Annotated in this window: 21 protein-coding genes; 13 read left to right on the top strand and 8 right to left on the bottom strand. The window is 61.5% G+C overall.

Annotated features, from left to right (window positions below; translation table 11 throughout):
• Positions 1 to 36 precede the first annotated feature (36 nt).
• Genes MHH62_RS05535 through araH form a run of 3 tightly spaced genes read left to right on the top strand, consistent with a single transcriptional unit; the run spans position 37 to position 3500 of the window.
• Complete coding sequence (locus MHH62_RS05535) at positions 37 to 1023, top strand: substrate-binding domain-containing protein (RefSeq protein ID WP_339232628.1); 987 nt, start codon at positions 37 to 39, stop codon at positions 1021 to 1023.
• Complete coding sequence (gene araG, locus MHH62_RS05530; protein WP_339232627.1) at positions 1020 to 2522, top strand: L-arabinose ABC transporter ATP-binding protein AraG; 1503 nt, start codon at positions 1020 to 1022, stop codon at positions 2520 to 2522. The genes MHH62_RS05535 and araG overlap by 4 nt, the downstream gene beginning before the upstream one ends.
• 9 nt (positions 2523 to 2531) lie before the next feature.
• The gene (araH, locus tag MHH62_RS05525; protein WP_014718075.1) at positions 2532 to 3500 is read left to right on the top strand and encodes an L-arabinose ABC transporter permease AraH; all 969 of its coding nucleotides are present in this window, start codon (positions 2532 to 2534) and stop codon (positions 3498 to 3500) included.
• Between the two features lie 115 nt (positions 3501 to 3615).
• Here araH and MHH62_RS05520 read toward each other — a convergent pair whose 3' ends face one another.
• Entirely contained in the window at positions 3616 to 4764 is a 1149-nt protein-coding gene (locus MHH62_RS05520) for an aldose epimerase family protein (protein WP_073454270.1), read from the bottom strand.
• A 138-nt stretch (positions 4765 to 4902) separates the two neighbouring features.
• On the opposite strand from MHH62_RS05520, the gene MHH62_RS05515 reads away from it, so the two are divergent.
• The gene (locus tag MHH62_RS05515; RefSeq protein WP_014718077.1) at positions 4903 to 5670 is read left to right on the top strand and encodes an SDR family oxidoreductase; all 768 of its coding nucleotides are present in this window, start codon (positions 4903 to 4905) and stop codon (positions 5668 to 5670) included.
• 73 nt (positions 5671 to 5743) lie between these two features.
• Here the strand turns inward: MHH62_RS05515 and MHH62_RS05510 are convergent, their stop codons facing one another.
• Both MHH62_RS05510 and mug read right to left on the bottom strand, forming a co-directional pair.
• Positions 5744 to 6340, bottom strand: coding sequence for a glutathione S-transferase family protein (locus MHH62_RS05510; RefSeq protein ID WP_019817325.1), 597 nt, complete (start codon positions 6338 to 6340; stop codon positions 5744 to 5746).
• Positions 6341 to 6370: 30 nt separating this feature from the next.
• Positions 6371 to 6904 (bottom strand): G/U mismatch-specific DNA glycosylase, encoded by a 534-nt coding sequence (gene mug / locus MHH62_RS05505; RefSeq protein WP_014718079.1) that lies wholly within the window; start codon positions 6902 to 6904, stop codon positions 6371 to 6373.
• A 95-nt stretch (positions 6905 to 6999) separates the two neighbouring features.
• Between mug and yghU the strand changes: the two genes are divergently transcribed.
• A complete protein-coding gene (yghU, locus tag MHH62_RS05500; RefSeq protein ID WP_020303155.1) occupies positions 7000 to 7830 on the top strand; it encodes a glutathione-dependent disulfide-bond oxidoreductase in 831 nt (276 codons plus the stop codon).
• Positions 7831 to 7952: 122 nt separating this feature from the next.
• On the opposite strand, the gene MHH62_RS05495 is transcribed toward yghU, so the two are convergent.
• Genes MHH62_RS05495 through MHH62_RS05485 form a run of 3 tightly spaced genes read right to left on the bottom strand, consistent with a single transcriptional unit; the run spans position 7953 to position 10694 of the window.
• Positions 7953 to 8879: a sugar ABC transporter substrate-binding protein gene (locus tag MHH62_RS05495; protein ID WP_339232622.1), complete on the bottom strand. Its 927-nt coding sequence runs from the start codon at positions 8877 to 8879 to the stop codon at positions 7953 to 7955.
• A 19-nt stretch (positions 8880 to 8898) separates the two neighbouring features.
• A complete protein-coding gene (locus tag MHH62_RS05490) occupies positions 8899 to 9678 on the bottom strand; it encodes a TIM barrel protein (RefSeq protein ID WP_014718082.1) in 780 nt (259 codons plus the stop codon).
• Complete coding sequence (locus tag MHH62_RS05485) at positions 9675 to 10694, bottom strand: Gfo/Idh/MocA family oxidoreductase (RefSeq protein WP_019817321.1); 1020 nt, start codon at positions 10692 to 10694, stop codon at positions 9675 to 9677. Before MHH62_RS05485 ends, MHH62_RS05490 begins: the two co-directional genes overlap by 4 nt.
• A 187-nt stretch (positions 10695 to 10881) precedes the next feature.
• Here MHH62_RS05485 and MHH62_RS05480 point away from each other — a divergent pair, with 187 nt between their 5' ends.
• Positions 10882 to 12843, top strand: coding sequence for a sigma 54-interacting transcriptional regulator (locus MHH62_RS05480; protein ID WP_339232621.1), 1962 nt, complete (start codon positions 10882 to 10884; stop codon positions 12841 to 12843).
• 18 nt (positions 12844 to 12861) lie between these two features.
• Here MHH62_RS05480 and MHH62_RS05475 read toward each other — a convergent pair whose 3' ends face one another.
• Positions 12862 to 13911: a LacI family DNA-binding transcriptional regulator gene (locus MHH62_RS05475; RefSeq protein WP_020303158.1), complete on the bottom strand. Its 1050-nt coding sequence runs from the start codon at positions 13909 to 13911 to the stop codon at positions 12862 to 12864.
• Between the two features lie 161 nt (positions 13912 to 14072).
• On the opposite strand from MHH62_RS05475, the gene MHH62_RS05470 reads away from it, so the two are divergent.
• From MHH62_RS05470 to MHH62_RS05450, 5 genes are all read left to right on the top strand, one after another.
• On the top strand, positions 14073 to 15155 hold the full coding sequence (locus MHH62_RS05470) for a fatty acid desaturase family protein (protein ID WP_339232620.1): 1083 nt from the start codon (positions 14073 to 14075) through the stop codon (positions 15153 to 15155).
• A 104-nt stretch (positions 15156 to 15259) separates the two neighbouring features.
• On the top strand, positions 15260 to 15586 hold the full coding sequence (locus tag MHH62_RS05465) for a MocE family 2Fe-2S type ferredoxin (protein ID WP_019817317.1): 327 nt from the start codon (positions 15260 to 15262) through the stop codon (positions 15584 to 15586).
• A complete protein-coding gene (locus MHH62_RS05460; protein WP_020303160.1) occupies positions 15583 to 16782 on the top strand; it encodes an FAD-dependent oxidoreductase in 1200 nt (399 codons plus the stop codon). Before MHH62_RS05465 ends, MHH62_RS05460 begins: the two co-directional genes overlap by 4 nt.
• Before the next feature lie 2 nt (positions 16783 to 16784).
• Positions 16785 to 17603 carry a sugar phosphate isomerase/epimerase gene (locus MHH62_RS05455; protein WP_339232619.1) on the top strand — a complete coding sequence of 273 codons (819 nt, stop codon included), beginning with the start codon at positions 16785 to 16787 and terminating at the stop codon, positions 17601 to 17603.
• Between the two features lie 48 nt (positions 17604 to 17651).
• Positions 17652 to 18614, top strand: coding sequence for a Dyp-type peroxidase (locus tag MHH62_RS05450; protein ID WP_019817314.1), 963 nt, complete (start codon positions 17652 to 17654; stop codon positions 18612 to 18614).
• Here the strand turns inward: MHH62_RS05450 and MHH62_RS05445 are convergent.
• Complete coding sequence (locus MHH62_RS05445) at positions 18611 to 19483, bottom strand: undecaprenyl-diphosphate phosphatase (RefSeq protein ID WP_014718091.1); 873 nt, start codon at positions 19481 to 19483, stop codon at positions 18611 to 18613. The two genes, MHH62_RS05450 and MHH62_RS05445, sit on opposite strands and share 4 nt — an antisense overlap.
• A gap of 47 nt (positions 19484 to 19530) precedes the next feature.
• Between MHH62_RS05445 and MHH62_RS05440 the strand changes: the two genes are divergently transcribed.
• A complete protein-coding gene (locus MHH62_RS05440) occupies positions 19531 to 20169 on the top strand; it encodes a GNAT family N-acetyltransferase (protein ID WP_014718092.1) in 639 nt (212 codons plus the stop codon).
• Between the two features lie 623 nt (positions 20170 to 20792).
• Positions 20793 to 21734 carry a transposase gene (locus tag MHH62_RS05435; RefSeq protein ID WP_339233026.1) on the top strand — a complete coding sequence of 314 codons (942 nt, stop codon included), beginning with the start codon at positions 20793 to 20795 and terminating at the stop codon, positions 21732 to 21734.
• Positions 21735 to 21775: the final 41 nt, after the last annotated feature.

Genomic DNA, 21775 nt, shown 5'->3' with positions numbered 1-21775 from the left:
CAAGACTTAAAAAAACAACAACAAGAGGTGTCGTTCATGAAAAAGGTTCTACGCGTTCTGGCTGCCGCTGTTGCGTTAAGCAGCCTCAGCAGCATCGTATCCGCTGAAGACGTGAAGATCGGCTTTCTGGTCAAGCAGGCCGAAGAGCCCTGGTTCCAGACGGAGTGGGCGTTTGCGGAAAAAGCCGCCCAGGACAAAGGCTTCAAACTCATCAAGATCGCGGTGCCCGACGGCGAGAAAACCCTCTCGGCCATCGACAGCCTGGCCGCCAACGGCGCTAAAGGCTTCGTGATCTGCCCGCCGGACGTGTCCCTGGGCCCGGCCATTGTCGCCAAAGCGAAGGCCAACGGCTTGAAAGTGATGGCCGTGGATGACCGCTTTGTCGATGCCAAGGGCAACTTCATGGAAGACGTGCCGTACCTGGGCATGGCCGCGTTTGAAGTCGGCCAGAAGCAAGGCGCCGCCATGGCCGCCGAAGCGAAAAAACGTGGTTGGGACTGGAAGGACACCTACGCGGTGATCAATACCTTCAACGAACTCGACACCGGCAAGAAACGCACCGACGGCTCGATCAAATCCCTGGAGGAAGCCGGGATTCCCAAGGACCACATCCTCACCGCCGCGCTCAAAACCCTCGACGTACCTGGCAGCATGGACGCCACCAACTCGGCCCTGGTCAAGCTGCCGAGTGGGGCGAAGAACCTGATCATCGGCGGCATGAACGACAACACCGTGCTCGGCGGCGTGCGTGCCACCGAAAGTGCCGGTTTCGCCGCAGCCAACGTGATCGGTATCGGCATCAATGGCACCGACGCCATCGGCGAATTGAAGAAAGCCAACAGCGGCTTCTTCGGCTCAATGCTGCCCAGCCCGCACATTGAAGGCTACAAAACCGCTGAGATGATGTACGAGTGGGTTACCCAAGGCACCGAGCCGCCGAAATACACGGCCATGGACGAAGTGACGCTGATCACCCGTGAAAACTTCCAGGCGGAACTGACCAAGATCGGGCTGTGGAAATGACCGCTGCGGCCCTGCGGTTTGACGGTATCGGCAAGACCTTTCCCGGGGTCAAGGCGCTGGACGGCATTTGCTTCACCGCCCACCCCGGGCAGGTGCACGCGCTGATGGGCGAGAACGGCGCAGGCAAGTCGACGCTGCTGAAAATCCTCGGCGGCGCCTACATTCCGTCCAGCGGCACGGTGCAGATCGGCGCGCAGACCATGGCCTTCAAATGCGCCGCCGACAGCATCGCCAGCGGTGTGGCGGTGATTCACCAAGAGCTGCACCTGGTGCCGGAAATGAGCGTGGCCGAGAACCTGTTCCTCGGGCATTTGCCCACGCGCTTTGGCGTGGTCAACCGGAGCCTGCTGCGTAAGCAGGCCCTGGCGTGTCTCAAGGGGCTGGCCGATGAAATCGACCCCGACGAGAAACTCGGGCGCCTGTCCCTGGGCCAGCGCCAACTGGTGGAAATCGCCAAGGCGCTGTCTCGCGGCGCCAACGTGATCGCCTTTGATGAACCCACCAGCAGTTTATCGGCGCGGGAAATCGACCGCTTGATGGCGATCATCACGCGCCTGCGCGACGAGGGCAAAGTGGTGCTCTACGTGTCGCACCGTATGGAAGAAGTGTTCCGTATCTGCGATGCGGTGACGGTGTTCAAGGACGGCCGCTACGTGCGTACTTTCGAGGACATGAGCACGCTGACTCACGACCAGTTGGTGACCTGCATGGTCGGTCGCGATATTCAGGACATCTACGATTACCGCCCGCGCGAGCAAGGCGAAGTGGCGCTCAAGGTGGACGGCTTGCTCGGCCCGGGCCTGCGTGAACCGATCAGTTTCCAGGTGCGCAAGGGCGAGATCCTGGGCCTGTTCGGGCTGGTGGGGGCGGGGCGTACCGAGCTGTTTCGCCTGCTCAGTGGGCTAGAGCGCGCCAGTGCCGGCAACCTGGAACTGTGCGGGCAAGCGCTGCAACTGCGCTCACCCCGGGACGCCATCGCCGCCGGGGTATTGCTGTGTCCGGAGGATCGCAAGAAAGAGGGCATCATCCCGCTGGGCAGCGTCGCTGAAAACATCAACATCAGCGCCCGTGGCGCCCATTCCACCTTTGGCTGGCTGTTGCGCGAAGGCTGGGAGAAAGGCAACGCCGACCGACAGATCCAGGCGATGCGGGTCAAAACGCCGAACGCGGCGCAGAAGATCCTGTACCTGTCCGGCGGCAACCAACAGAAAGCCATTCTTGGCCGCTGGCTGTCGATGCCGATGAAGGTGTTGCTGCTCGACGAACCCACTCGCGGTATCGACATCGGCGCCAAGTCGGAGATCTACCAGATCATCCATAACCTGGCGGCCAGTGGCATTGCGGTGATCGTGGTGTCCAGCGACCTGATGGAGGTGATGGGCATCTCTGACCGCATCCTGGTGCTGTGCGAAGGCGCCCTGCGCGGCGAACAACTGCGCGAGCACGCGACTGAATCCAACCTGCTGCAGCTGGCCTTGCCACGCGGCCTGGCGAACTGAGAGACGACCATGACCATTCAAAACAACGCGTTGCCCTCGGCACGCAAACCCCTCGATATGCGTGCATTGCTCGATAACTGGGCGATGCTCTTGGCGGCGGTGGGCATCTTCGTACTGTGCGCGCTGCTGATCGATAACTTCCTCTCTCCGCTCAACATGCGCGGCTTGGGCCTGGCGATTTCGACTGTCGGTATTGCCGCGTGCACCATGCTGTTCTGCCTGGCCTCGGGGCACTTCGACCTGTCGGTAGGCTCGGTGATCGCCTGCGCCGGGGTAGTTGCGGCGATTGTAATGCGCGATACCGACAGCGTGATGCTGGGCATTGGTGCAGCGCTGCTGATGGGCCTGATGGTGGGGCTGATCAACGGCATCGTGATCGCCAAGCTGCGGGTCAACGCCTTGATCACTACCCTGGCGACCATGCAGATCGTGCGCGGCCTGGCTTACATCTTTGCCGACGGCAAGGCGGTAGGCGTGTCCCAGGAGCAATTTTTCGTGTTCGGCAACGGCCAATTGTTCGGCGTGCCGGTGCCGATTCTGATCACCATTGTCTGCTTCCTGTTCTTCGGCTGGCTGCTCAACTACACCACCTATGGGCGCAACACCATGGCCATCGGCGGTAACCCGGAGGCGGCGCTGCTGGCGGGCGTGAACGTTGACCGCACCAAGATCCTGATCTTCGCCATCCATGGCCTGATCGGCGCCTTGGCCGGGGTGATCCTGGCTTCGCGCATGACCTCTGGCCAACCGATGATCGGCCAGGGTTTCGAGCTGACGGTGATCTCGGCCTGCGTGCTGGGTGGGGTGTCGCTGAGCGGCGGCATCGGCATGATCCGCCATGTGATCGCCGGGGTGTTGATTCTGGCGATCATCGAGAATGCGATGAACCTGAAGAACATCGATACCTTTTACCAGTATGTGATCCGCGGTTCGATCCTGCTGTTGGCCGTGGTCATCGACCGCATGAAACAACGCTGAACCCAGGCGCTGTGAAAAACCAATGTGGGAGCTGGCTTGCCTGCGATAGCGTTGGTTCAGGCAATAATTGTGTAGCCTGTGCCACCGCCATCGCAGGCAAGCCAGCTCCCACAATTTAATCAGCGGTGAACTTGAAAATAGTGTGTTGGGTGTAAGTCTGCCCTGGATTCAAACGCGTTGAGGCAAAGCTCGGCTGGTTAGGCGCATCGGGAAAGTGCTGGGTCTCCAAGGTAAACCCACTCCAGTGCTGGTACGTCTTGCCGCCTTTGCCCTTCACCGAACCGTCCAGGAAGTTGCTGGTATAGAACTGCACGCCAGGCTCTGTGGTGTAGAGCTGCAAACGTCGGCCTGATTCAGGATCATGCACCTCGGCGGCCAGTTGCTTGACGTCGCCTTTGGTATCCAGCGCCCAGTTGAAGTCGAAGCCACCTTGCTTGGGCTCGGCGAATTTGAGCTGCGGATGGTCTGCCTTGATGTGCTGGCCGATGGGTGTGGGCTTCAGGAAGTCCATGGGCGTGCCCTTGACCGGCGCCAGTTCGCCGGTGGGAATCAAGGTGGCATTCACCGGTGTGTAGTGGCTGGCGTGCAAGGTGGCGACCTGCTTGAGAATGTCGCCGTTGCCCGCGCCGGCCAGGTTGAAGTAGCTGTGGTTGGTGAGGTTGAGCACCGTCGGTTTGTCGGTGGTGGCGGTGTAGTCGATGTGCAGTTCGTTGTGGTCGTTGAGGCGGTAGGTGACCTCGGTTTTCAAGTTGCCCGGAAAGCCCATTTCCCCATCTTTGGACAGGTAGGTGAGGGTGACGCCCACCGAATCCTTGTCCTTGACCGATTTGGCTTGCCACACCTGCTTGTCGAAGCCCTGGGCGCCGCCATGCAATGAGTTAGGGCCGTCGTTGAGCGGTACCTGGTAGCGTTTGCCGTCGAGTTCGAAGGCGCCGCCGGCCAGTCGATTGCCGAAGCGGCCAATGGTCGCGCCGAAAAACGCGGTACCGCCTTGATAGCCTTGCACGTCATCGAAGCCCAGCACCACGTCGTCGAGCTTGCCGTGTTTGTCTGGCACTTTTAGCGACTGCAGCACGCCGCCGTAGGTGATCACCGTGGCTTGCATGCCATGGCTGTTACGCAACACGTACTGTTCGACGGCGGTGCCATCGTTGGTTTTGCCGAAGGGTTTGTGTTCGCTGCTAAGGCCGGCGGCGTGCGCGCCACCGCTGGCGATCAGCATGGACAGCGCGAGGCCGGACAGCAGGTATCGAGGGTGCTTCATGGTCGAACTTCCTTTTGTTGTTTTGCTGGAATAGTTCTACTAATTTGAGATATTTTGTCGATATGACAGCAGATTTATAGCCTTTAACGCCGTTCTTGCAAAATAAAATAAGACTAATTAAGCGGAGCACTGATTGTTATGACTACCCAGCAAGCAATTTATCCCGACCTCAAGGACAAAACCGTGCTGGTTTCCGGCGGGGCGTCGGGGATTGGCGAGTTCATGGTGCGTGCCTTCGCCGCGCAGGGTGCCAAGGTGGCGTTTGTGGACCGTGCACAGAGCCAGGGTGAACGCTTGGCGGCGCTGCTCAACTCCAAAGGGCACAGTGTCGAGTTCGAGTGCTGCGATATCACCGACGAGATCGGCTACCGCGCGGCGATCGGGCGCTTCGAGCATTCCTTGGGGCCGATCACGGTACTGGTCAACAACGCAGCGAACGATGTGCGCCACAGCCTGGAAGAAATCGACTCGCACATGTTCGACCAGCTGATTGCGGTCAACCTCAAGCACGCCTTCTTTGCCGCCAAGGCGGTGGTGCCCATGATGAAGGAGGCCGGTAGCGGCTCGATCATCAACCTGGGCTCGGTGGGCTGGATGATGGCCTCGGCCGGCTACCCCGTATACGCCGCCAGCAAGGCCGCCGCCCACGGCATGACCCGAGCCCTGGCGCGTGAGCTGGGGCCCAACCGTATTCGCGTCAACACCTTGGTGCCGGGTTGGGTGATGACCGAAAAACAACTGGCCATGTGGGTCGACGACGCCGCCAAGGAACTCATCGCCCGCAGCCAGTGCCTGCCCGGCAGCGTGATGCCAGAACACATCGCCAACATGGCGCTGTTTTTGGCCTCGGATGCCTCGGCGATGTGCTCGGCGCAGAACTTTATCGTTGACGGCGGGTGGGTATAACACGCGACTTTCAGAATGATGCACATCGAGTGTGGGAGCGGGCAAGCCCGCTCCCACAGTTAAATTGTGGTGCTTACTCGATGGGGTAACGCTTGAACGCCGGGTGCTGCTCCAGGCGTTCAGCATGGCGCTTGAGGTTGGGGAACGCATCGGCCTTCACCACCGAGGGCACGGTGAACTGGCTGAACGACCAGGCGACCGCTGCGGTAATCGACGCCTGGGTCAGCGCTTCATTGCCTGCCAGCTGCTTGTCCAGCAGCGCATAAGCCGCCAGCAGTTGCCCGGTAACGCGCTCAAGCCACGGCGCATGCAATTTTTCAGCGGGGCGAAGGTTGTGTTCATAGACGATCTGCACGCTTTTCTCGCATGCCGCCAGCGCGAGCCCAAGCAGTTGCAGGTCACGGGCACGTGCCGCCGGTTGTTGGGGCAGCAGCTTCTTGTCAGCCGGCGCCAGCGCTTCCAGGTAATCGAGGATCAGACTCGAATCCATCAGCACCGTCCCATCGTCCAGCACCAGGGTAGGGGCCTTGACTACGGGGTTGATCTGGGCAAATTCAGCGTAAGTGCTGAACACTGACAGCGGTTCATGCACAAAGTCCACCCCGTATAACTCCAGGGAAACAGCCACGCGGCGTACGTAGGGCGAGTCCAGCATTCCGACCAGTTTCATGCAGCCTCCATTGCTTACAGGGTGTTGGGCTCAAGAGATTACGGGCACGGGCCGGGCGTGCGCAACGGCGTTGTGCAGCAGCCGATACGCTTGCACCAATTGATCGAGGCTGAACGCCAGGTTGCGCCCGCTGGGGTTGGGCAGTACCCAGACCGAGGCGTCGCCCAGTGGCTGCGCTTGCAAACCCCAGGCGACCTCGCGCTGGCCGCTCAGCGCGCTATAGCCGGGCTTGCCGAGGAACGCCACGAAACGCGGGGCATGGCGGCGGATCTTGTGTTCGAACGCCGCCGCCGCGTCCTGGAATTCATGCCGCGCCAACTCGCCTGCACTGGCCGTTGGCCGTGCCACCAAGGTGGTCAATCCGCAACCGTAGTGCAGCAAGGTGGCGCCGTCTTGCGGGCGAATTTCATGGGGCGTGAAACCGGCCAGATGCACGGTGCGCCAGAAGCGGTTGCTGCGATTGGCAAAATGCAGGCCGAGGGCTGCCGAGCCCTTGCCAGGGTTGATGCCGCAGAACAGTACGTGCAAGTGGTCGGCGAGGAGGTCGTCGAGTCGCTCGTTCATGCCGGATCTTCCATGCTGATAGGTGTGACGAGTCATCAACCTTTGGTTTAGTCTGGAACGCTTAGTGGATCACAAGCGCCTCTGGAGCATTGATTATGACCGAGTACGTACCTGCCAAAGTCTGGACCTGGGACACCGAAAGCGGCGGCACCTTCGCCAGCATCAACCGGCCCATCGCCGGCGCCACCCACGAAAAGCCGCTGCCGGTGGGCAAGCACCCGCTGCAGTTATACTCCCTGGCCACGCCCAATGGGCAGAAGGTCACGATCCTGCTGGAAGAACTGCTGGCCCTGGGGCACAGCGGCGCCGAATACGATGCCTGGCTGATCAAGATCGGCGACGGCGACCAGTTCGGCAGTGGCTTTGTGGCGGTGAACCCGAACTCGAAGATTCCAGCGCTGATGGACCACAGCGGCGCCACGCCGATTCGCGTGTTCGAATCGGGTGCGATTCTGCAGTACCTGGCCGAGAAGTTCGGTGCGTTCCTGCCCACGGAGCCCGCCGCACGGGCTGAATGCCTGTCGTGGCTGTTCTGGCAGATGGGCAGCGCGCCTTACCTGGGGGGTGGCTTCGGGCATTTCTATGCCTATGCGCCGAGCAAGATGGAATACCCGATCAACCGCTTCGCCATGGAGACCAAGCGCCAACTGGATGTGCTGGATAAGCGCCTGGCGGTCAGCCAATACATCGCCGGGGATGAATACACCATTGCCGACATCGCGATATGGCCTTGGTACGGTGGGTTGGTCAAAGGCCGCTTGTATGGCGACTCGGCGGAGTTTCTCTCTGTGCATGAATACAAGCACGTGCTGCGCTGGGCCGACGCAATTGACGCCCGGCCGGCGGTGCAGCGCGGGCGGCGGGTGAACCGGGTGTCGGGTGAGGAGCAGTTGCCAGAACGGCATGATGCAAGTGACCTGGATTGATTCAGATCCAGTGTGGGAGGGGGCTTGCCCCCGATGGCGGTGAATCAGTCACAGATGTAACAACTGATCCACCCTCATCGGGAGCAAGCCCCCTCCCACATTTAGTTTTCCTTCGCTTCGATTTATTTGTAGCGTTGTTCGAATACCGCCACCTGTTCGGGCTTGATCAGTTCAAACGGCACCCACACTTGGGCTTCAATCGGCTCGCCCTTGATCATCTTGATCGCCGCTTGCACCGCCTGGGTCGCCTGGGCCTTGGGGTCCTGGAACACTGAGGCAGCAAGCAGCCCACGCTTGATCGCTGCCAAACCGTCGGGCAAGCCGTCGATGCCGACGATCGCAATCTCGCCCTTGGCCTTGCCGGCTTGCTGCAACGCCATGGCCGCACCGATTGCCATTTCATCATTGTTGGCGACAATGGCATCGAACTGTGTACCTGCCAGCAGCCAGTTGCTGGTGAGGTCCATGCCTTTGTTGCGTTGCCATTCGGCGCTTTGCTGCTCGACGACCTGGATCCCCGGAAAGTCCTTGAGCACCTGCCTGGCGCCTTCGGTACGGTCATGGGTGGCGTTCTGTGCAAGGTCGCCCATGATGATCGCCACATTGCCCTTGCCGCCCAGTTTTTGGGCGAGGTAGCGCATCTGCAATTGCCCCGCTTCGATGTCGTTGGAGGCCACCGTGACCACGCCCGCAGGCAGCGTACGCTCATCCGGGTGGCGGTTGACGTACACCAGCGGTGTCTTCGCCGCCACGGCGGCGCTGGTGATGTTGGCAGTGGCGGCGGTGTCGACCGGCAGCACGATCACCGCATCGACCTTCTGGTTGAGAAAACCTTCTACTTGATTGAGCTGGCGCACCACATCGCCCTGGGCGTCTTCAAATTGGATCTGCACGTCCTGGTGTTTGGCTGCCGCCTCCAGGCCGGTGCGCACGTAGGTCATGAAGTTATCGTCCACCCGGGCAATGCTCACGCCGATGCGATAGGCGGCGAAGGACCACTGGCTGAACATCAACAACAGCGCGGCCACTAGTAATGAATAACGGTGCATGAGGCTGTTCCTTTTATTGTTATAGGGTGAATGCCTGGCGGAAACGCTCCAGAGCCGACTCGCTGTCGCCGCTGGCCCAGCCCTCCAGGCCGACCACACCGGTGTAACCCATGGCGTGCAAGGCCCGGGCAATGGCCGGGTAGTGGATTTCGCCCGTGCCGGGCTCTTTGCGCCCAGGCACATCAGCGACCTGGATTTCGCCGATGGCGCTGCCAGCGCGCTGGATCAATTCGATGAGGTTACCTTCGCCAATCTGCGCGTGGTACAGGTCCAGGTTCATTTTCAGATGCGGGCTGCCGACGGCTTCGATCAGGGCCAGGGTGTCGTCGGCACGTGCGAACGGTGTACCTGGGTGGTCGACGGCGGTGTTGAGGTTTTCCAGCAGGAACACGCGGCCTGCGTCTTCCCCCAGGCGCGCGATTTTCTCCAGGCTCTTGCAAGCGCTCAGCCACATGCGCCCGTTGGTGTGGCTGACGGCCTGCACGGGCAGGCCGCCTTCACCCAGGCCCGTGCCATGCAGGTTGAGGCTGGGGCAATTGAGGCGCTCGGCAATGCCCAGGGACTCACGGGCGCTGTCGAGCAATTGGCGGATGCCGTCGGGGTCGGTGAGGGTGCCGCTGAGGTAGCCGGTCATCGAGGTGAAGTCCGCGCCGGTCGCCGCCAAGGCCTGAATGTCCTTATCGGCCCAACCCCAGATTTCGGTGCTGAAACCCAGGGCATGTATACGTTTGACGCGTTCGATGAAGGGCAACTCGAGGAACACCATTTCGGCGCTGACGGCCAATTTGAACGGCATCATTCGCGGGCTCCTTGTACGGCCACGGCCTTGCCGGTTTGGTACGACTCAATGCAGGCACGGGCAATTGCCAGGGCTGCGCGCGCATCTTCACCGCTGGCCAGGGGCTTGGCGCCGCTGCGCAGGCAGTCGACAAAGTGGTTGAGCTCGGCGATGTAGGCGTCGCGCAGCAGGTCGGTGTCCATCCGCTGGGTGTCTGCCTGGATGCCCTCGGCCAGGTAGCGCACCAGGTCGCAGTCGTTAAGGCTGCCCATGCTCAGCATGCCCTTGCTGCCGAACACTTCGCCGCGCACGTCGTAGCCATACACCGCCTGGAAGCTGGCTTCGGCGGTGGCAATGGCGCCGTTGTCAAAGCGCAGGGTGACCACGGCAGTGTCGAGCAAACCTTGGCTTTTGAATTGCGGGGCGATCAGCGCGTCGGCCATCACCTGCACCTGTACCACTTCGGCTCCGGGGTTGAGGTAGCGCAGGGTGTCGAAGTCGTGGATCAGGGTTTCGAGGAAGATCACCCATTGCGGCGAGTTGGCCGGGTTGTTCAGCGCCGGGTCGCGGGTCAGCGAGCGTAGCAGCTGCGGCGTGCCAATACGTCCAGCGACGACGTCGAGGTGCGCTGTGCGAAAGCTTCTGGCGAAGCGCCGATTGAAGCCGACCTGCAACGGCACCCGTGCATCGACAGCGGCGGCGATGGCGCGGTCGGCTTCGTCCAGCGTGATCGCCATGGGCTTTTCGCAGAAGATGCCCTTGCCGGCACGTGCGGCCTTGATCACCAGCTCGGCATGGCTACGGGCAGGTGCGGCGATGAGTACGCCGTCGATGTCCGGGTCGTCCAGCAGCTGTTGCGGGTCGGTGTAGGCCTTGTCCACCCCCAGTTCTGCTGCCAGGCGAGCGGCCTGGCCTGGAACCGGATCGGCGATGGCGGCGAGGCAGGCACCGGGGATATGGCGTGCAGCGGTAAGGCCATGGAAGCTGCCCATGCGACCGGCACCGATCAAACCCAGGCGGATGTTGTGTGTGCTCATGAAACGACCCCTTTTGTTGTTGTGGGCCCCCAGGACCGTCCTAGGTGACACAGGGGCGGGAGCAAGGCCTATGCCAATTTATAAATAGCTGATTTATAAAGGCTTATTATTTTAATCAAACTAAAAGTGTTCATTTTCATGACATGTCTATACTGACATGTCGAAAATGTGAACATGGATAACCGCAATGACCCAGGCGTTCAGTGTGCAAGACCTCGAATACCTCACGAACCTGGGGCCTGCCGCGCTGAACGATGGGCCCATCGCCGCGTTGGAACAGGCGTGGCGAGAGTGCCTGGCTGGCAAAGTCGTGCGTCCGGACGGGGTGCGCCAGGTCATCTGGGATTCCTGGCGACGCAGTGTCGAGGCGGGTATCGAGCCCGGTAACAGCGACTACCGCTTTGTTGCGCCTCATGCGCTGGCGGCGACCCTGGCCCACCATCGCGCCCTGATCGCCGCTGCCGCGCAAGTCATGCATGGATTGCTGGCTTACAACCCGCGCGGGCATATCAACCTCACGGATGCCGAGGGCACGACTCTGTATTTTTGCGGGGTGGACATCACCCCGGTGGGCAGTCGCTTGCTCGAAGCGGTGCAAGGCACCAACTGCACCGGCCTGGCCCTGGCCGAAGATCGCCTGGTGTATGTGCTGGCTGAAGAAAATTTCGCCAGCGGCCTGCGCCAGCGCCACATGCACTGCGCCGCCGCGCCGATCAAGGATGCCCAAGGCCAGACCCTGGCCATGCTCACCCTGACCGCCGAGCCCGGCTGGTTTCATTTCCATACCCTGGGCACCGTTCAAGCGGCGGCCGAGGCGGTGTCGCGGCAGATGGCGCTGCAGGTGTTGCTGGAAGAACAACAGGCCGTACTCGAAGTGCTCAACGAAGGCTTGGTGGTGCTCGATCAGCGTGGCTGCATCAAGGCGCTCAACCGTTATGCGCGGCAACTGTTCGGGGTGGGGCGCGAGTTGATCGGCAGTCCTTTCCAACGCCTGGGCCGCAGTGAACTGAGCGACGCGCTGGGTGAGTCGGTGCGCGACCGCGATTGCACCTTCCACTTGCACGACGCCAGCCAACTCGCCTGCCTGGTTTCGGTATGCCCACTGGAGCAGGGTGGGGTGATTGTGTCGGTGCGCGAAAACCGCCGTATCCGCGAGATTACCCGGCGCATTATCGGCACCCAGGCCCGCTATACCTTCGAGACCATCCTGGGCACCTCGCGGGCCATACAAGATGCACTGCACCTGGGGCGCATTGCCAGTCGCAGCGAGTCCACCACCTTGATCCTCGGCGAAAGCGGCACCGGCAAGGAGCTGTTTGCCCAGGCCATTCACAACGGCAGCGAGCGTTGCAACGGCCCGTTTGTGGCGGTCAACTGCGGCGCGATCCCACGGGACCTGGTGCAGAGTGAACTGTTCGGCCACGTCGAAGGCGCGTTCACCGGCTCGGCGCGGGGTGGGGCGGCAGGCAAGTTCGAACTGGCGGATGGCGGCACCATTTTCCTGGATGAAATCGGCGACATGTCCTTCGACGCCCAGGTCAGTCTGCTACGGGTTTTGCAGGAGGGTGAGATCACCCGCGTCGGGGCCAAGCAATCGCGGCAAGTCGACGTGCGCATCATCGCCGCCACCCATCGCAACCTGAGCCAGGCGGTGGCCGAGGGCGCGTTTCGTGAAGACCTTTACTACCGACTCAACGTGCTGAACCTGAGCGTGCCGCCACTGCGTATGCGCCGTGACGATATTCCATTGCTGGCGCGGCACTTCCTGCAGCGCTGTGCCCGCTCGCTACGTAAAACGGTGCAAGGTTTCGCGCCGGATGCGTTAGCGTTGCTGTCAGCCCATGGTTGGCCGGGCAACGTGCGGGAACTGGAGAACGTTATCGAACGAGCGACCAACCTGGCGATGGGCGAGCTGATTCAATCGGCCGACTTGCCGTTGGAAACCCAGCAACGCCCGACGTTGCGCGCCTACCAGCCCCAGCTCGCGCAGGATTTGAGCAGCCATGAAAGGCACGCCATCGTTGCCGCGCTCACCAGCACCCGCGGCAACATTCGCCTGGCCGCACAGCAACTGGATGTGTCGCGGGGCGGGCTGTACAACAAGATGAGCCGGTTTGGCTTGAGCGCCGCTGATTTCCGTGAGCGCTGAAACCTCAAGCCAAACCGATCAGATGCACAGGTTTTCCGGGGTCACTATCTGCGGCGGTATATGCACGCGGTGCCTCAATGGGTCAAACCCCTCATCACTCTGCAAGCGCACCAGCAACTCCACCAGCGCCACGGCCGTTTGCCGTGGCTGCGAGTCCATCACCACATCAATCAAGCCGTTGCTCAATGCCTGACGCGACAACGGCGTGGACTCTTGCAGGATGCAGCACAGCGCCGGGCGCTTGGGCAGTTGCGCCAGGGCGTTGATCACGCCGTCGCCACCACCGCCGACCACACATAACCCACGCAAATCGGTATGGCGGCTGAGCAGGTCGAGGGTGGCTTCTTCGGTGATGTCGCAGTTGTCCAGGTTGATCAGCGGCTCCAACGGTTTGAGCCCCGGCGCGTGTTCGGCCAGGTAGCTGTGCAAGCCCTCGACCCGTGCCTGATGGCCGAGGAAACGATGGCCGCCCAACAGGATGCCCACGCTGCCTTTGCGTGCGCCGCAGGTGCGCGCCAGCAGCCAGCCCATGGTGCGCCCGACCACGTGGTTGTTCTGGCCTACATAGGGTTCGGCAGCGTGTTCATGGATATCCGAAAGCAGGGCAACCACCGGCACGCCTGCTTCACGAATCTGCGCCAGGCAGGCGTTGATCAACGGATGGGCGAAGCTGACCACCGCGAGGGCGTCGCACTGCACGGCCAGTTGTTCGATTTGCGCGACGATGACGCCGGGCGTGCGGTCGTTGATGTAGTCGAACTGGCAGCTCAGGTTAGCGGTGGCGTGATGCTGCGCTGCCTCGCTAATGGCGTGGGCCAACTGCGCATAGAAGGCTTGGGCGGTCCCCAGCAACAGCACGCCGAAACGGTAGGTGGGCCGACGTTCGCGAATGCGCTGGCCGATCAGCCGTGCGGCGAAATAGCCCACCGCTTCGGCGGCCTGGAACACCTGTTCGGCGGTGCCGGGGTTGACCGGCGCGCGGGCGTTCAATACGCGGTCGACGGTGGCTACGCTGAGCCCCGCATGGGCGGCGACGGTGGCGATGGTTGGGCGTTTGTTGTTGTGCATGGCAGGCCCCTTGAGCGTCTTGATAGAAAACTATCAAGCCCCGCTGGGCCTGGATGATAGCTTGATAGGGAATGGATTCAAGGCCTTGAGGGTGATTTAGCCGCACTCTATCGTTGGTTTCGCAAAGCCCCTGAAACCCACGCTTGCGGAGAACAATAACAATGCCTGGACACACCGCTCACCGCGCTCGGCGCGATTACAGCCTCACCGGCCCCGAAGCCGCCCGGGCCGCCGACAAGGGTCTGGTCTCGGCCCGTTGGTACCAGTCGCCCATCCCGCGCAATCGCATGAAAGCCCTGATGCAACGCCGCGACGCTCCGGCGTTGCTCGACACCGCCCTGTGGTTCTCAGCGTTGTTGGCCACCGGTGTCGGCGGCTACTGGTTCTGGGGCAGTTGGGCCTGCGTGCCATTCTTCATCGCCTACGGTGTGCTCTACGGCACGGCCTCCAACCCGCGCTGGCACGAAACCGGCCACGGCACGGCGTTCAAGACCCGCTGGATGAACGATGCGCTGTATCAGGTGGCGAGCTTCATGTGCCTCTTCGAACCCCACGTGTGGCGCTGGAGCCATGCCCGCCATCACACCGACACCATCGTCGTCGGTCGCGACCCGGAGATCGTTGAACCGCGCCCGCCGAGCTTATGGATGATGGCCCTCAGTCTGTTCAACCTACCCCTGGCCTGGAAGACCTTCAGCGGCGTGGCCCGCCATACGTTCGGGCGAATGAGTGCCCAGGAGCAGGACTTCATCCCCGAATCCGAGTGGCCCAAGGTGTACCGAGATGCGCGTATCTGGGTCGGCATCTACGCCCTGATCATCGGCACCGCGCTGTACCTGCACAGCGCGTTGCCGCTGATGCTGGTGGGCCTGCCCAGCCTCTACGGCGCGTGGCTCGGCTACCTGTTTGGTCTCAGCCAACACGTGGGCCTGGCCGAAGATGTGCTCGACCACCGTAGCAATTGCCGCACCATCTACATGACCCGCGTGTTGCGCTTTATCTACATGAACATGAACTACCACCTCGAACACCACATGTACCCGATGGTGCCTTACCACGCGCTCAGTCAACTGCACGAAGAGATCCGCAGCGACTGCCCGCCGCCGTATGCCAACCTGTGGCAGGCCTACCAGGAAATCATTCCGACGATCTGGCGCCAGCGCAGCGACCCCAGCTATTTCGTCCAGCGCCCCACCCGTGGCGAGGGAGCTTGCTCCCGCTGGGCTGCGCAGCAGCCCCAATAACCCTTCAGACCTACACCGTACAGACGAATCTAGGGCCGCTTCGCAGCCCAGCGCGAGCAAGCTCGCTCGCCACAGACTGAAAGCCAGTCATTGGAGATAAATGCATGAACGATCAATGGATCGACGTCTGCGCCGTGGGCGAAATAGAAGCAGAAGACGTGCTGCGCTTCGACCACGGCGCGCAGACCTACGCGGTGTTCCGTTCAGCCGATAACGAATTCTTCGCCACCGCCGGCCTGTGCACCCACGAGAAAATCCACCTGGCCGACGGCCTGGTGATGGACCATGTGATCGAATGCCCCAAGCACAACGGACGCTTTGATTACCGCACCGGCAAGGCCCTGGGCGCGCCGGTGTGCGTCAACCTCAAGACCTACCCCGTGCGGGTAGATGCGGGGCGGGTACTGCTCGCCGTCACGGCCGAAGAATGAACGCTCCCCTGATCATCGTCGGCGCCGGCCATGCTGGTGGCCGTGCGGCACTCACCCTGCGTGACGAAGGTTACAGCGGGCGCCTGATCCTGATTGGCGATGAAGCGCACTTGCCCTACGAGCGGCCACCGTTGTCCAAGGGCTTGCTGCAAGGCTCGACCGACTTGGCGCAATGCAGCCTGTGCGACAGCCAGCAGTTGGCGGCGCTCGAGGTAGAGCATATCGCCGCCAACCCGGTCAGCCGCCTGGAGCCGCAGCACCACCGGTTGCAATTGGCCGACGGCCAGTGGTTGAGCTATGCCGGCCTGCTGCTGGCCACCGGAGGCCGGGCGCGGCGTTTGCCCCAGGAGCAGGCCAACGTGTTTTACCTGCGCACCCATGATGACGCGTTGGTCTTGCGCAATGAATTAAAGCCAGGCGCCAGGCTGGTGGTGGTTGGCGGTGGTTTTATCGGCCTGGAGGTGGCAGCGACGGCGCGGGCCCTGGGCTGCGAGGTGACGCTACTGGAAGCCGGGCCAAGGCTGGCAGGGCGGGTGTTGCCGCCGGTGATCAGTGACGCGTTGCTGGCATTGCACCGTGAGCAGGGTGTGGACGTGCGTTTGAACGTCGCCCTGGAGTGCATCCACGCCGACGCCGTGCAACTGGTCGACGGGCAGCGGTTGCCCTGCGACCTGGTGGTGGTCGGCATTGGCATGCAGCCCAACATCGAGGTGGCCGCGGCGGCGGGCTTGGACGTCGGGCAGGGCATTCGTGTCGACGCGCAGTTGCGCACCAGTGCGGCGGATATCTACGCGGCGGGGGATGTGTGCGAGTTTCGCCTGGCGGGCCTTTATCAGCGCCAGGAAACCTGGCGCAACGCCGAAGCCCAGGGCCGTCTCGCGGCGTTGAACCTGCTGGGGCAGGCGTTGGCGTTCGAGATGATCCCGGGTTTCTGGTCCGATCAATACGCGTGGGGCTTGCACACCGTCGGGGTGATGACTGCACTGATGGTCCGCCGGCAATTGCCCGACGGCGGCCTGCTGCTGTTCTACCTTGACGACCATCACCGTTTGCAAGGCGCCTGCGGTTGGGCCATGGGTCACCGCGCAGCCAAGGACATCAAGCTGTGCGAGCACTTGATCACCGCCCACATCCCGCTTAACCCGGCCAGCCTGGCCGACCCCGAGGTATCCCTGAAGCTGTTATTGCGAGGCTGACCATGCGCCAGTTGTTAGTATTCCAATCGATGTGGGCCATGCAAACCGAGCCCGGCAGCCTCGAAGCGCAATTGGACCGCATCGCCGCCGCCGGTTATGACGGCATCACCGAGCATTACTGGGCGCCGGCATCGGTGCAGCGCCTGCACGCGGCGGCCACGGCCAGTGGCCTGCAGATTGAAGGGCAACTGTTCCCGCAATCGGTGGATGATCTGGCCAGGGCATTGGAGGTGATCAGCCGTTACGGCTGTCACCACCTCACCTTGCAAGCCGACGTGCGCCCACGTACCCAGGCCGAGGCGGCCAGGCTGATCGACGGCTGGCAACGCCTGGCCGAACAGGTGGACTTCCAGATTTTGCTGGAAACCCACCGTTATCGGCTCACCAACGACCTGTTGTTCACCCTCGACCTGCTGGCACAGATGCCCGATCTGAAACTGCTCGCTGACCTGTCCCACTACGTGGTTGGCCGCGAGTTGCCCCAGCCCGGCAGTGTGGAAGACGACGAACAGATACGCACCATCCTGCGTCACAGCTGGGGCTTTCATGGCCGCATCGCCAGCAGCGAACAGGTGCAGGTTGGCCTGGATTTTCCCCAGCACCAACCGTGGGTCGAGCGATTTACCGGCTGGTGGCGCTATGGGGTCGAACACTGGCTGGGCCGCGCTGACACCCCGCAGAGCCTGTCCTTCACTTGCGAGTTGGGCCCGCCACCCTATGCGATTACCGACGCACAGGGGCGCGAACTCACCGATCGCTGGGCCGAGGCGCTCAAGCTCAAAGCCCTGATTCGCCAGGTGTGGGCCAGTTGCCATCGATGATCTGCTAATCTGCGCGGGTTCAAACCGCCCTCAGCCTGTGGAATGCCCATGAAAACCTGCCCCGTCCGTCCCCCGCTCGAACCGCAATCGGTGTGTCACCCGATCACCAGCAGCGCGATCTTCATGGTCGCCACCCTGGCGCCTGATGCGGTTGAAAACGTGCGGGCCTGGTGCGCCGACATCGCAGGCCTGGTGCGCTCGGTAGGCAAGCGCGTGCCCTCGGGCAACCTGACGTGCGTTTGCGGGTTTGGCTCGGATGCCTGGGACCGCCTGTTCGGCGCGCCGCGCCCGGCGGCCTTGCATCCGTTTCGCGAGTTCGGTGTGCAAGGGCGCAAGGCGGTGTCGACCCCAGGTGACATCCTGCTGCACATCCGTGCCGAGCAGATGGACCTGTGTTTCGAGCTGGCAACCCAACTGATGGCCGCCCTGGGTGATAGCGTGAAGGTGGTCGATGAGGTCCAGGGCTTTCGCTACTTCGATATGCGCAGCATTATCGGTTTCGTCGACGGCACCGAGAACCCGGTGGGGCGCAAGGCCGAGGCCTTCACCCTGGTGGGCGATGAAGACCCTGAGTTCGAAGGCGGCAGCTATGTGCTGGTGCAGAAATACCTGCACAACATGACCGCGTGGAATGGCTTGACGGTGGAGGCTCAAGAGAAGGTGATCGGGCGCACCAAATTGTCGGACATCGAACTGGACGACGACGCCAAGCCGAGCAACTCCCACAGCGCCCTGACAGTGATCACTGACGAGGACGGCGAGGAGGTGAAGATCCTGCGCGACAACATGCCCTTCGGCCGCCCTGGTGCCGGGGAGTTCGGCACCTACTTCATCGGCTATGCACGCTCGCCGCAGCCGTTGGAGCAGATGCTGGAGAACATGTTCGTCGGCCGCCCGGCCGGCAACTACGACCGCTTGCTCGACTTCAGCACGGCCGTGACCGGCGGCCTGTTCTTCGTGCCCTCGGCCGACTTGCTCGAAGCGCTGGCCGACCGCGAACCGGTGGCTTAACTCAACAACCCGGTGCTGACCGCCACAATCAGGAAGATCCCCAGCAGCGCACGGTAGATCACGAACGGCCAGGTGGAGAAACGCTCCAGAAATTTCATCAGGCCCCAGATGGCAAAGAACGCCGAGACGCTGGCCACCACCAGGCCAAAGATCAAGTGCGGCCAGGCGTGGGCGGGCAGGTCGGCGCGCAGCAGCACCCATAACTCTTTCAAACCGGCCAGGGCGATGGCCGGCAAGCCTAACAGGAAAGAAAACCGCGCCGCTTCTTCGCGTTTGAAATTCAGGAACAGCGCCGCGGTCAACGTGGAGCCCGAACGCGATACGCCCGGTATCAACGCGCCAATCTGTGCAACCCCCACGATCAGGGCATCGCGCAGGCGCATTTGGCTCACGTCGCGTGTATGCCGGGCACGCAGTTCGGCCACTGCCAGCAGCACCGCCATCACCACGCAGGAAATGCCGATCACCATCAGCCCGCGCAATGGCGAGTTGCAGGCATTCAAGGTCGACGACAACGCCAGCCCGGCGATGCCAATCGGGACGGTTGCCAGCACAATTGCCACGGCGAGCTTGAACCAGCGGTCGTTGTAGTCGCCCCGGCGCACCGCACTGATGCTGCCCGTGGTGACCTGGCGCACATCGCGCCAGAAGTAACTGACCACTGCTGCCAACGCTGCCAATTGCATGGCTGCGGAAAACGCCGAGCCAGGGTCTTGCCAGCCGAGCAGGGCGGGTACCACGCGCATATGGGCGGTGGATGACACCGGCAGCAATTCAGTAATGCCCTGGATCACGCCCAGGATGAAGATCTGCAGGTAATCCAGGGAGGCAAAGCCCACATCCAGGCCGGCGGTACAGACGTTGGTCAAAATACGTGTCCTTGAGCAAAAGGGGGAGCCGGCGAAGTTTATTCTAAATGTTTCAGGATTTCGGCCAGGGCAACCGCTATTTGCAATCGGTTCAGCCAATAGAAAGGATTCGCCAGGCCATTGGCGTGGGCAGCACTTTTGTGAACAATGGCGCCCTGCGTTTTTCCACCGAGAGCCCCATGCCTGAAACCACCGTCGAATTGATCCAGACCGGCCCCGAAGAAGCCGAACTGATCCGCAATCTTTACCAGTACTACGCCTATGAGTCTTCGGACTGGGAACAGGAAGATGTCGAGGCCGATGGGCGTTTCTACATCCATGACGAACACTTGGCCCGCTACTGGAGCGACCCGCAATGGAGCGCCAACCTGCTGCTGGTAGACGGCTACATCGCCGGCTTCCTGTTGATCGAAGGCAGCGAACTGCCTGGCATCGACGCCCTGGAACTGGCCGACCTGTTCATCCTCAAGCGCTACCGCCGCAAGGGCATCGGCCGCGCCATCGCCAGCCAGGTGCTGTGCAGCGGCGCGGCTAATTGGCTGGTGCGATTCTATGATCAGGACGAGGTGTCCCAGGCGTTCTGGCGCACCGTGCTGGATAACCTGCCGCGCCCGGTGCAGAGCATTGAATTGGACGATGACCCGCAGTTGGTGAACTACCTGATTACCCGGGCATCGCTGCATTGACGGGCTGGGGCTTTCTCTCGATGAGCATAGATATCCTACGGTGACCACGATGCGAAGCGAGCCGCTCTTGATCTGCTTTTGATCTTGATCTTAAGCGCCCCGTCAAACCACGCTGGCCGAACGCAGGCTTGAATTCGTGGGTAACCCGGCAGGACGCCGGGTTAGCCGCCCCGCGCCATGGATGGCGCGTGGCGGCGGCCCACGGATTCAAGCCTGCGTTCGGGCACACCGAGCCTAGGCGAGGTGCCGAGTGGTGGGGCAAGAGCCTTTTGGTTACTTTTGGGGCTCTTTTCCAAAAGTGACCCGCTGTAAAAGCGGAACCATAAGCAGCCGTTACCCAAATAACGGATATGTACACGGTCTGATCCAAGATTCTGGTCGGCTGCCAGGCCGCCTTCGCGAGCAAGCCCGCTTGTATGCTAGGACTTGAAGGGAGGAGAAGGGACAAAGCCCGATTCTGACTGTTGACGCAGTACAGACCGTGGGAGATTTCGCCCCTCCTCCTTTCACCCAAGCGCCGATAAAGAATGCATCTGGCTATGACCGACGATAGGAACAAGCCTGCGCCTCTGGGTGAGCCCTTCAAGTGCTCAAAACCTTAGCCCGGAGGAAGCCCCATGGCAATGCCAGTTTCTGTCTCAAAGCCAATCGTAGGCGTCGATGTCGCTAAGAATGAACTGGTGATTTATCACGCTGAAGTCGATCTGTTAGAAACAATCCCAAACACCAAAGCCGCTATCAAAAAATGGCTGAAGGCCTTGTCCTGCAAAGTGGCCATCGCAATTGAAGCCACCAATATCTACCACTTGGAGTTTGCTGATCTAGCTCATGAAGCTGGTTGCGTGGTTTACATGGTTGGAGGTTATGAGCTCAAGCATTACCGCGAAAGCGTGAAGATCCGGGCCAAGACCGATGCTTTGGATGCCAAGCTGCTCGTCCGCTATTTGAGAAAGGAGGCAGACGAACTGCGTCCCTGGACACCTCCATCACCGCTGTATCGCCATCTTCTAAGCCTGTTTCGTCGGCGCGCAGCCTTGGTTCAGGCGCGCGTCAGCCTGACGCAAAGCTGGGCGAACGAGCCGCTTCTTAAGGCCTCGTTTGCCGAGCAGGTGAAGTCGATGCAGAGACTGGAAGGGTTAATCGAAAAAATGATCAGTGACTGCCTGAAAGAAGCAGGTTTACTGGGTCAGTTGAAGCGTTGCTTGAAAGTCGAAGGCATCGGTTTTTTGACTGGCACGCGTTTGATTGCCACCTTCCAACGGGGAGAGTTCAGGAATTCGGACGCGTTTATCGCCTTTCTTGGTATGGATTTGCGCGTCAACAAGTCAGGACAGAAGGATGGTCGTCGTAGTTTAAGTAAGCGCGGCGACTCAGAAGCTCGGCGCCTGCTGCATAACGCAGCGATGGCGGCTAGCCGAACAGAGACATGGAAAGCGTTTTATCAAGCACAGAGGGCGCGAGGCTATAGCACCACACAGGCGCTGGTAATACTGGCCCGCAAGCTTGCTAGGGTGGTGTTCGCTCTGCTGAAAGGGCAAAGCGAATATCAGCCAAAAGTTGGTTGAGGGTTGCCCCTCAACCATAGAATCTCCCACAGTTTGATCGC

Source organism: Pseudomonas sp. FSL L8-0168 (genome assembly GCF_037976155.1).
Lineage (GTDB): Bacteria > Pseudomonadota > Gammaproteobacteria > Pseudomonadales > Pseudomonadaceae > Aquipseudomonas > Aquipseudomonas paracarnis.
The sequence above is the reverse complement of the archived record's forward strand: the minus strand, read 5'-3'. Positions and strand labels throughout refer to the sequence as shown.

What these genes read in the sequence shown, in the direction of transcription:
- MHH62_RS05485 (WP_019817321.1), bottom strand. Translation starts at nt 10,694, where the DNA reads ATGAGCACACACAACATCCGCCTGGGTTTGATCGGTGCCGGTCGCATG.
- MHH62_RS05440 (WP_014718092.1), top strand. Translation starts at nt 19,531, where the DNA reads ATGTTTCAGGATTTCGGCCAGGGCAACCGCTATTTGCAATCGGTTCAG.
- yghU (WP_020303155.1), top strand. Translation starts at nt 7,000, where the DNA reads ATGACCGAGTACGTACCTGCCAAAGTCTGGACCTGGGACACCGAAAGC.
- MHH62_RS05450 (WP_019817314.1), top strand. Translation starts at nt 17,652, where the DNA reads ATGAAAACCTGCCCCGTCCGTCCCCCGCTCGAACCGCAATCGGTGTGT.
- MHH62_RS05510 (WP_019817325.1), bottom strand. Translation starts at nt 6,340, where the DNA reads ATGAAACTGGTCGGAATGCTGGACTCGCCCTACGTACGCCGCGTGGCT.
- araH (WP_014718075.1), top strand. Translation starts at nt 2,532, where the DNA reads ATGACCATTCAAAACAACGCGTTGCCCTCGGCACGCAAACCCCTCGAT.
- MHH62_RS05475 (WP_020303158.1), bottom strand. Translation starts at nt 13,911, where the DNA reads ATGCACAACAACAAACGCCCAACCATCGCCACCGTCGCCGCCCATGCG.
- MHH62_RS05455 (WP_339232619.1), top strand. Translation starts at nt 16,785, where the DNA reads ATGCGCCAGTTGTTAGTATTCCAATCGATGTGGGCCATGCAAACCGAG.
- MHH62_RS05515 (WP_014718077.1), top strand. Translation starts at nt 4,903, where the DNA reads ATGACTACCCAGCAAGCAATTTATCCCGACCTCAAGGACAAAACCGTG.
- MHH62_RS05495 (WP_339232622.1), bottom strand. Translation starts at nt 8,879, where the DNA reads ATGCACCGTTATTCATTACTAGTGGCCGCGCTGTTGTTGATGTTCAGC.
- MHH62_RS05435 (WP_339233026.1), top strand. Translation starts at nt 20,793, where the DNA reads ATGCCAGTTTCTGTCTCAAAGCCAATCGTAGGCGTCGATGTCGCTAAG.
- MHH62_RS05480 (WP_339232621.1), top strand. Translation starts at nt 10,882, where the DNA reads ATGACCCAGGCGTTCAGTGTGCAAGACCTCGAATACCTCACGAACCTG.
- MHH62_RS05535 (WP_339232628.1), top strand. Translation starts at nt 37, where the DNA reads ATGAAAAAGGTTCTACGCGTTCTGGCTGCCGCTGTTGCGTTAAGCAGC.
- MHH62_RS05520 (WP_073454270.1), bottom strand. Translation starts at nt 4,764, where the DNA reads ATGAAGCACCCTCGATACCTGCTGTCCGGCCTCGCGCTGTCCATGCTG.
- mug (WP_014718079.1), bottom strand. Translation starts at nt 6,904, where the DNA reads ATGAACGAGCGACTCGACGACCTCCTCGCCGACCACTTGCACGTACTG.
- MHH62_RS05470 (WP_339232620.1), top strand. Translation starts at nt 14,073, where the DNA reads ATGCCTGGACACACCGCTCACCGCGCTCGGCGCGATTACAGCCTCACC.
- araG (WP_339232627.1), top strand. Translation starts at nt 1,020, where the DNA reads ATGACCGCTGCGGCCCTGCGGTTTGACGGTATCGGCAAGACCTTTCCC.
- MHH62_RS05460 (WP_020303160.1), top strand. Translation starts at nt 15,583, where the DNA reads ATGAACGCTCCCCTGATCATCGTCGGCGCCGGCCATGCTGGTGGCCGT.
- MHH62_RS05465 (WP_019817317.1), top strand. Translation starts at nt 15,260, where the DNA reads ATGAACGATCAATGGATCGACGTCTGCGCCGTGGGCGAAATAGAAGCA.
- MHH62_RS05490 (WP_014718082.1), bottom strand. Translation starts at nt 9,678, where the DNA reads ATGATGCCGTTCAAATTGGCCGTCAGCGCCGAAATGGTGTTCCTCGAG.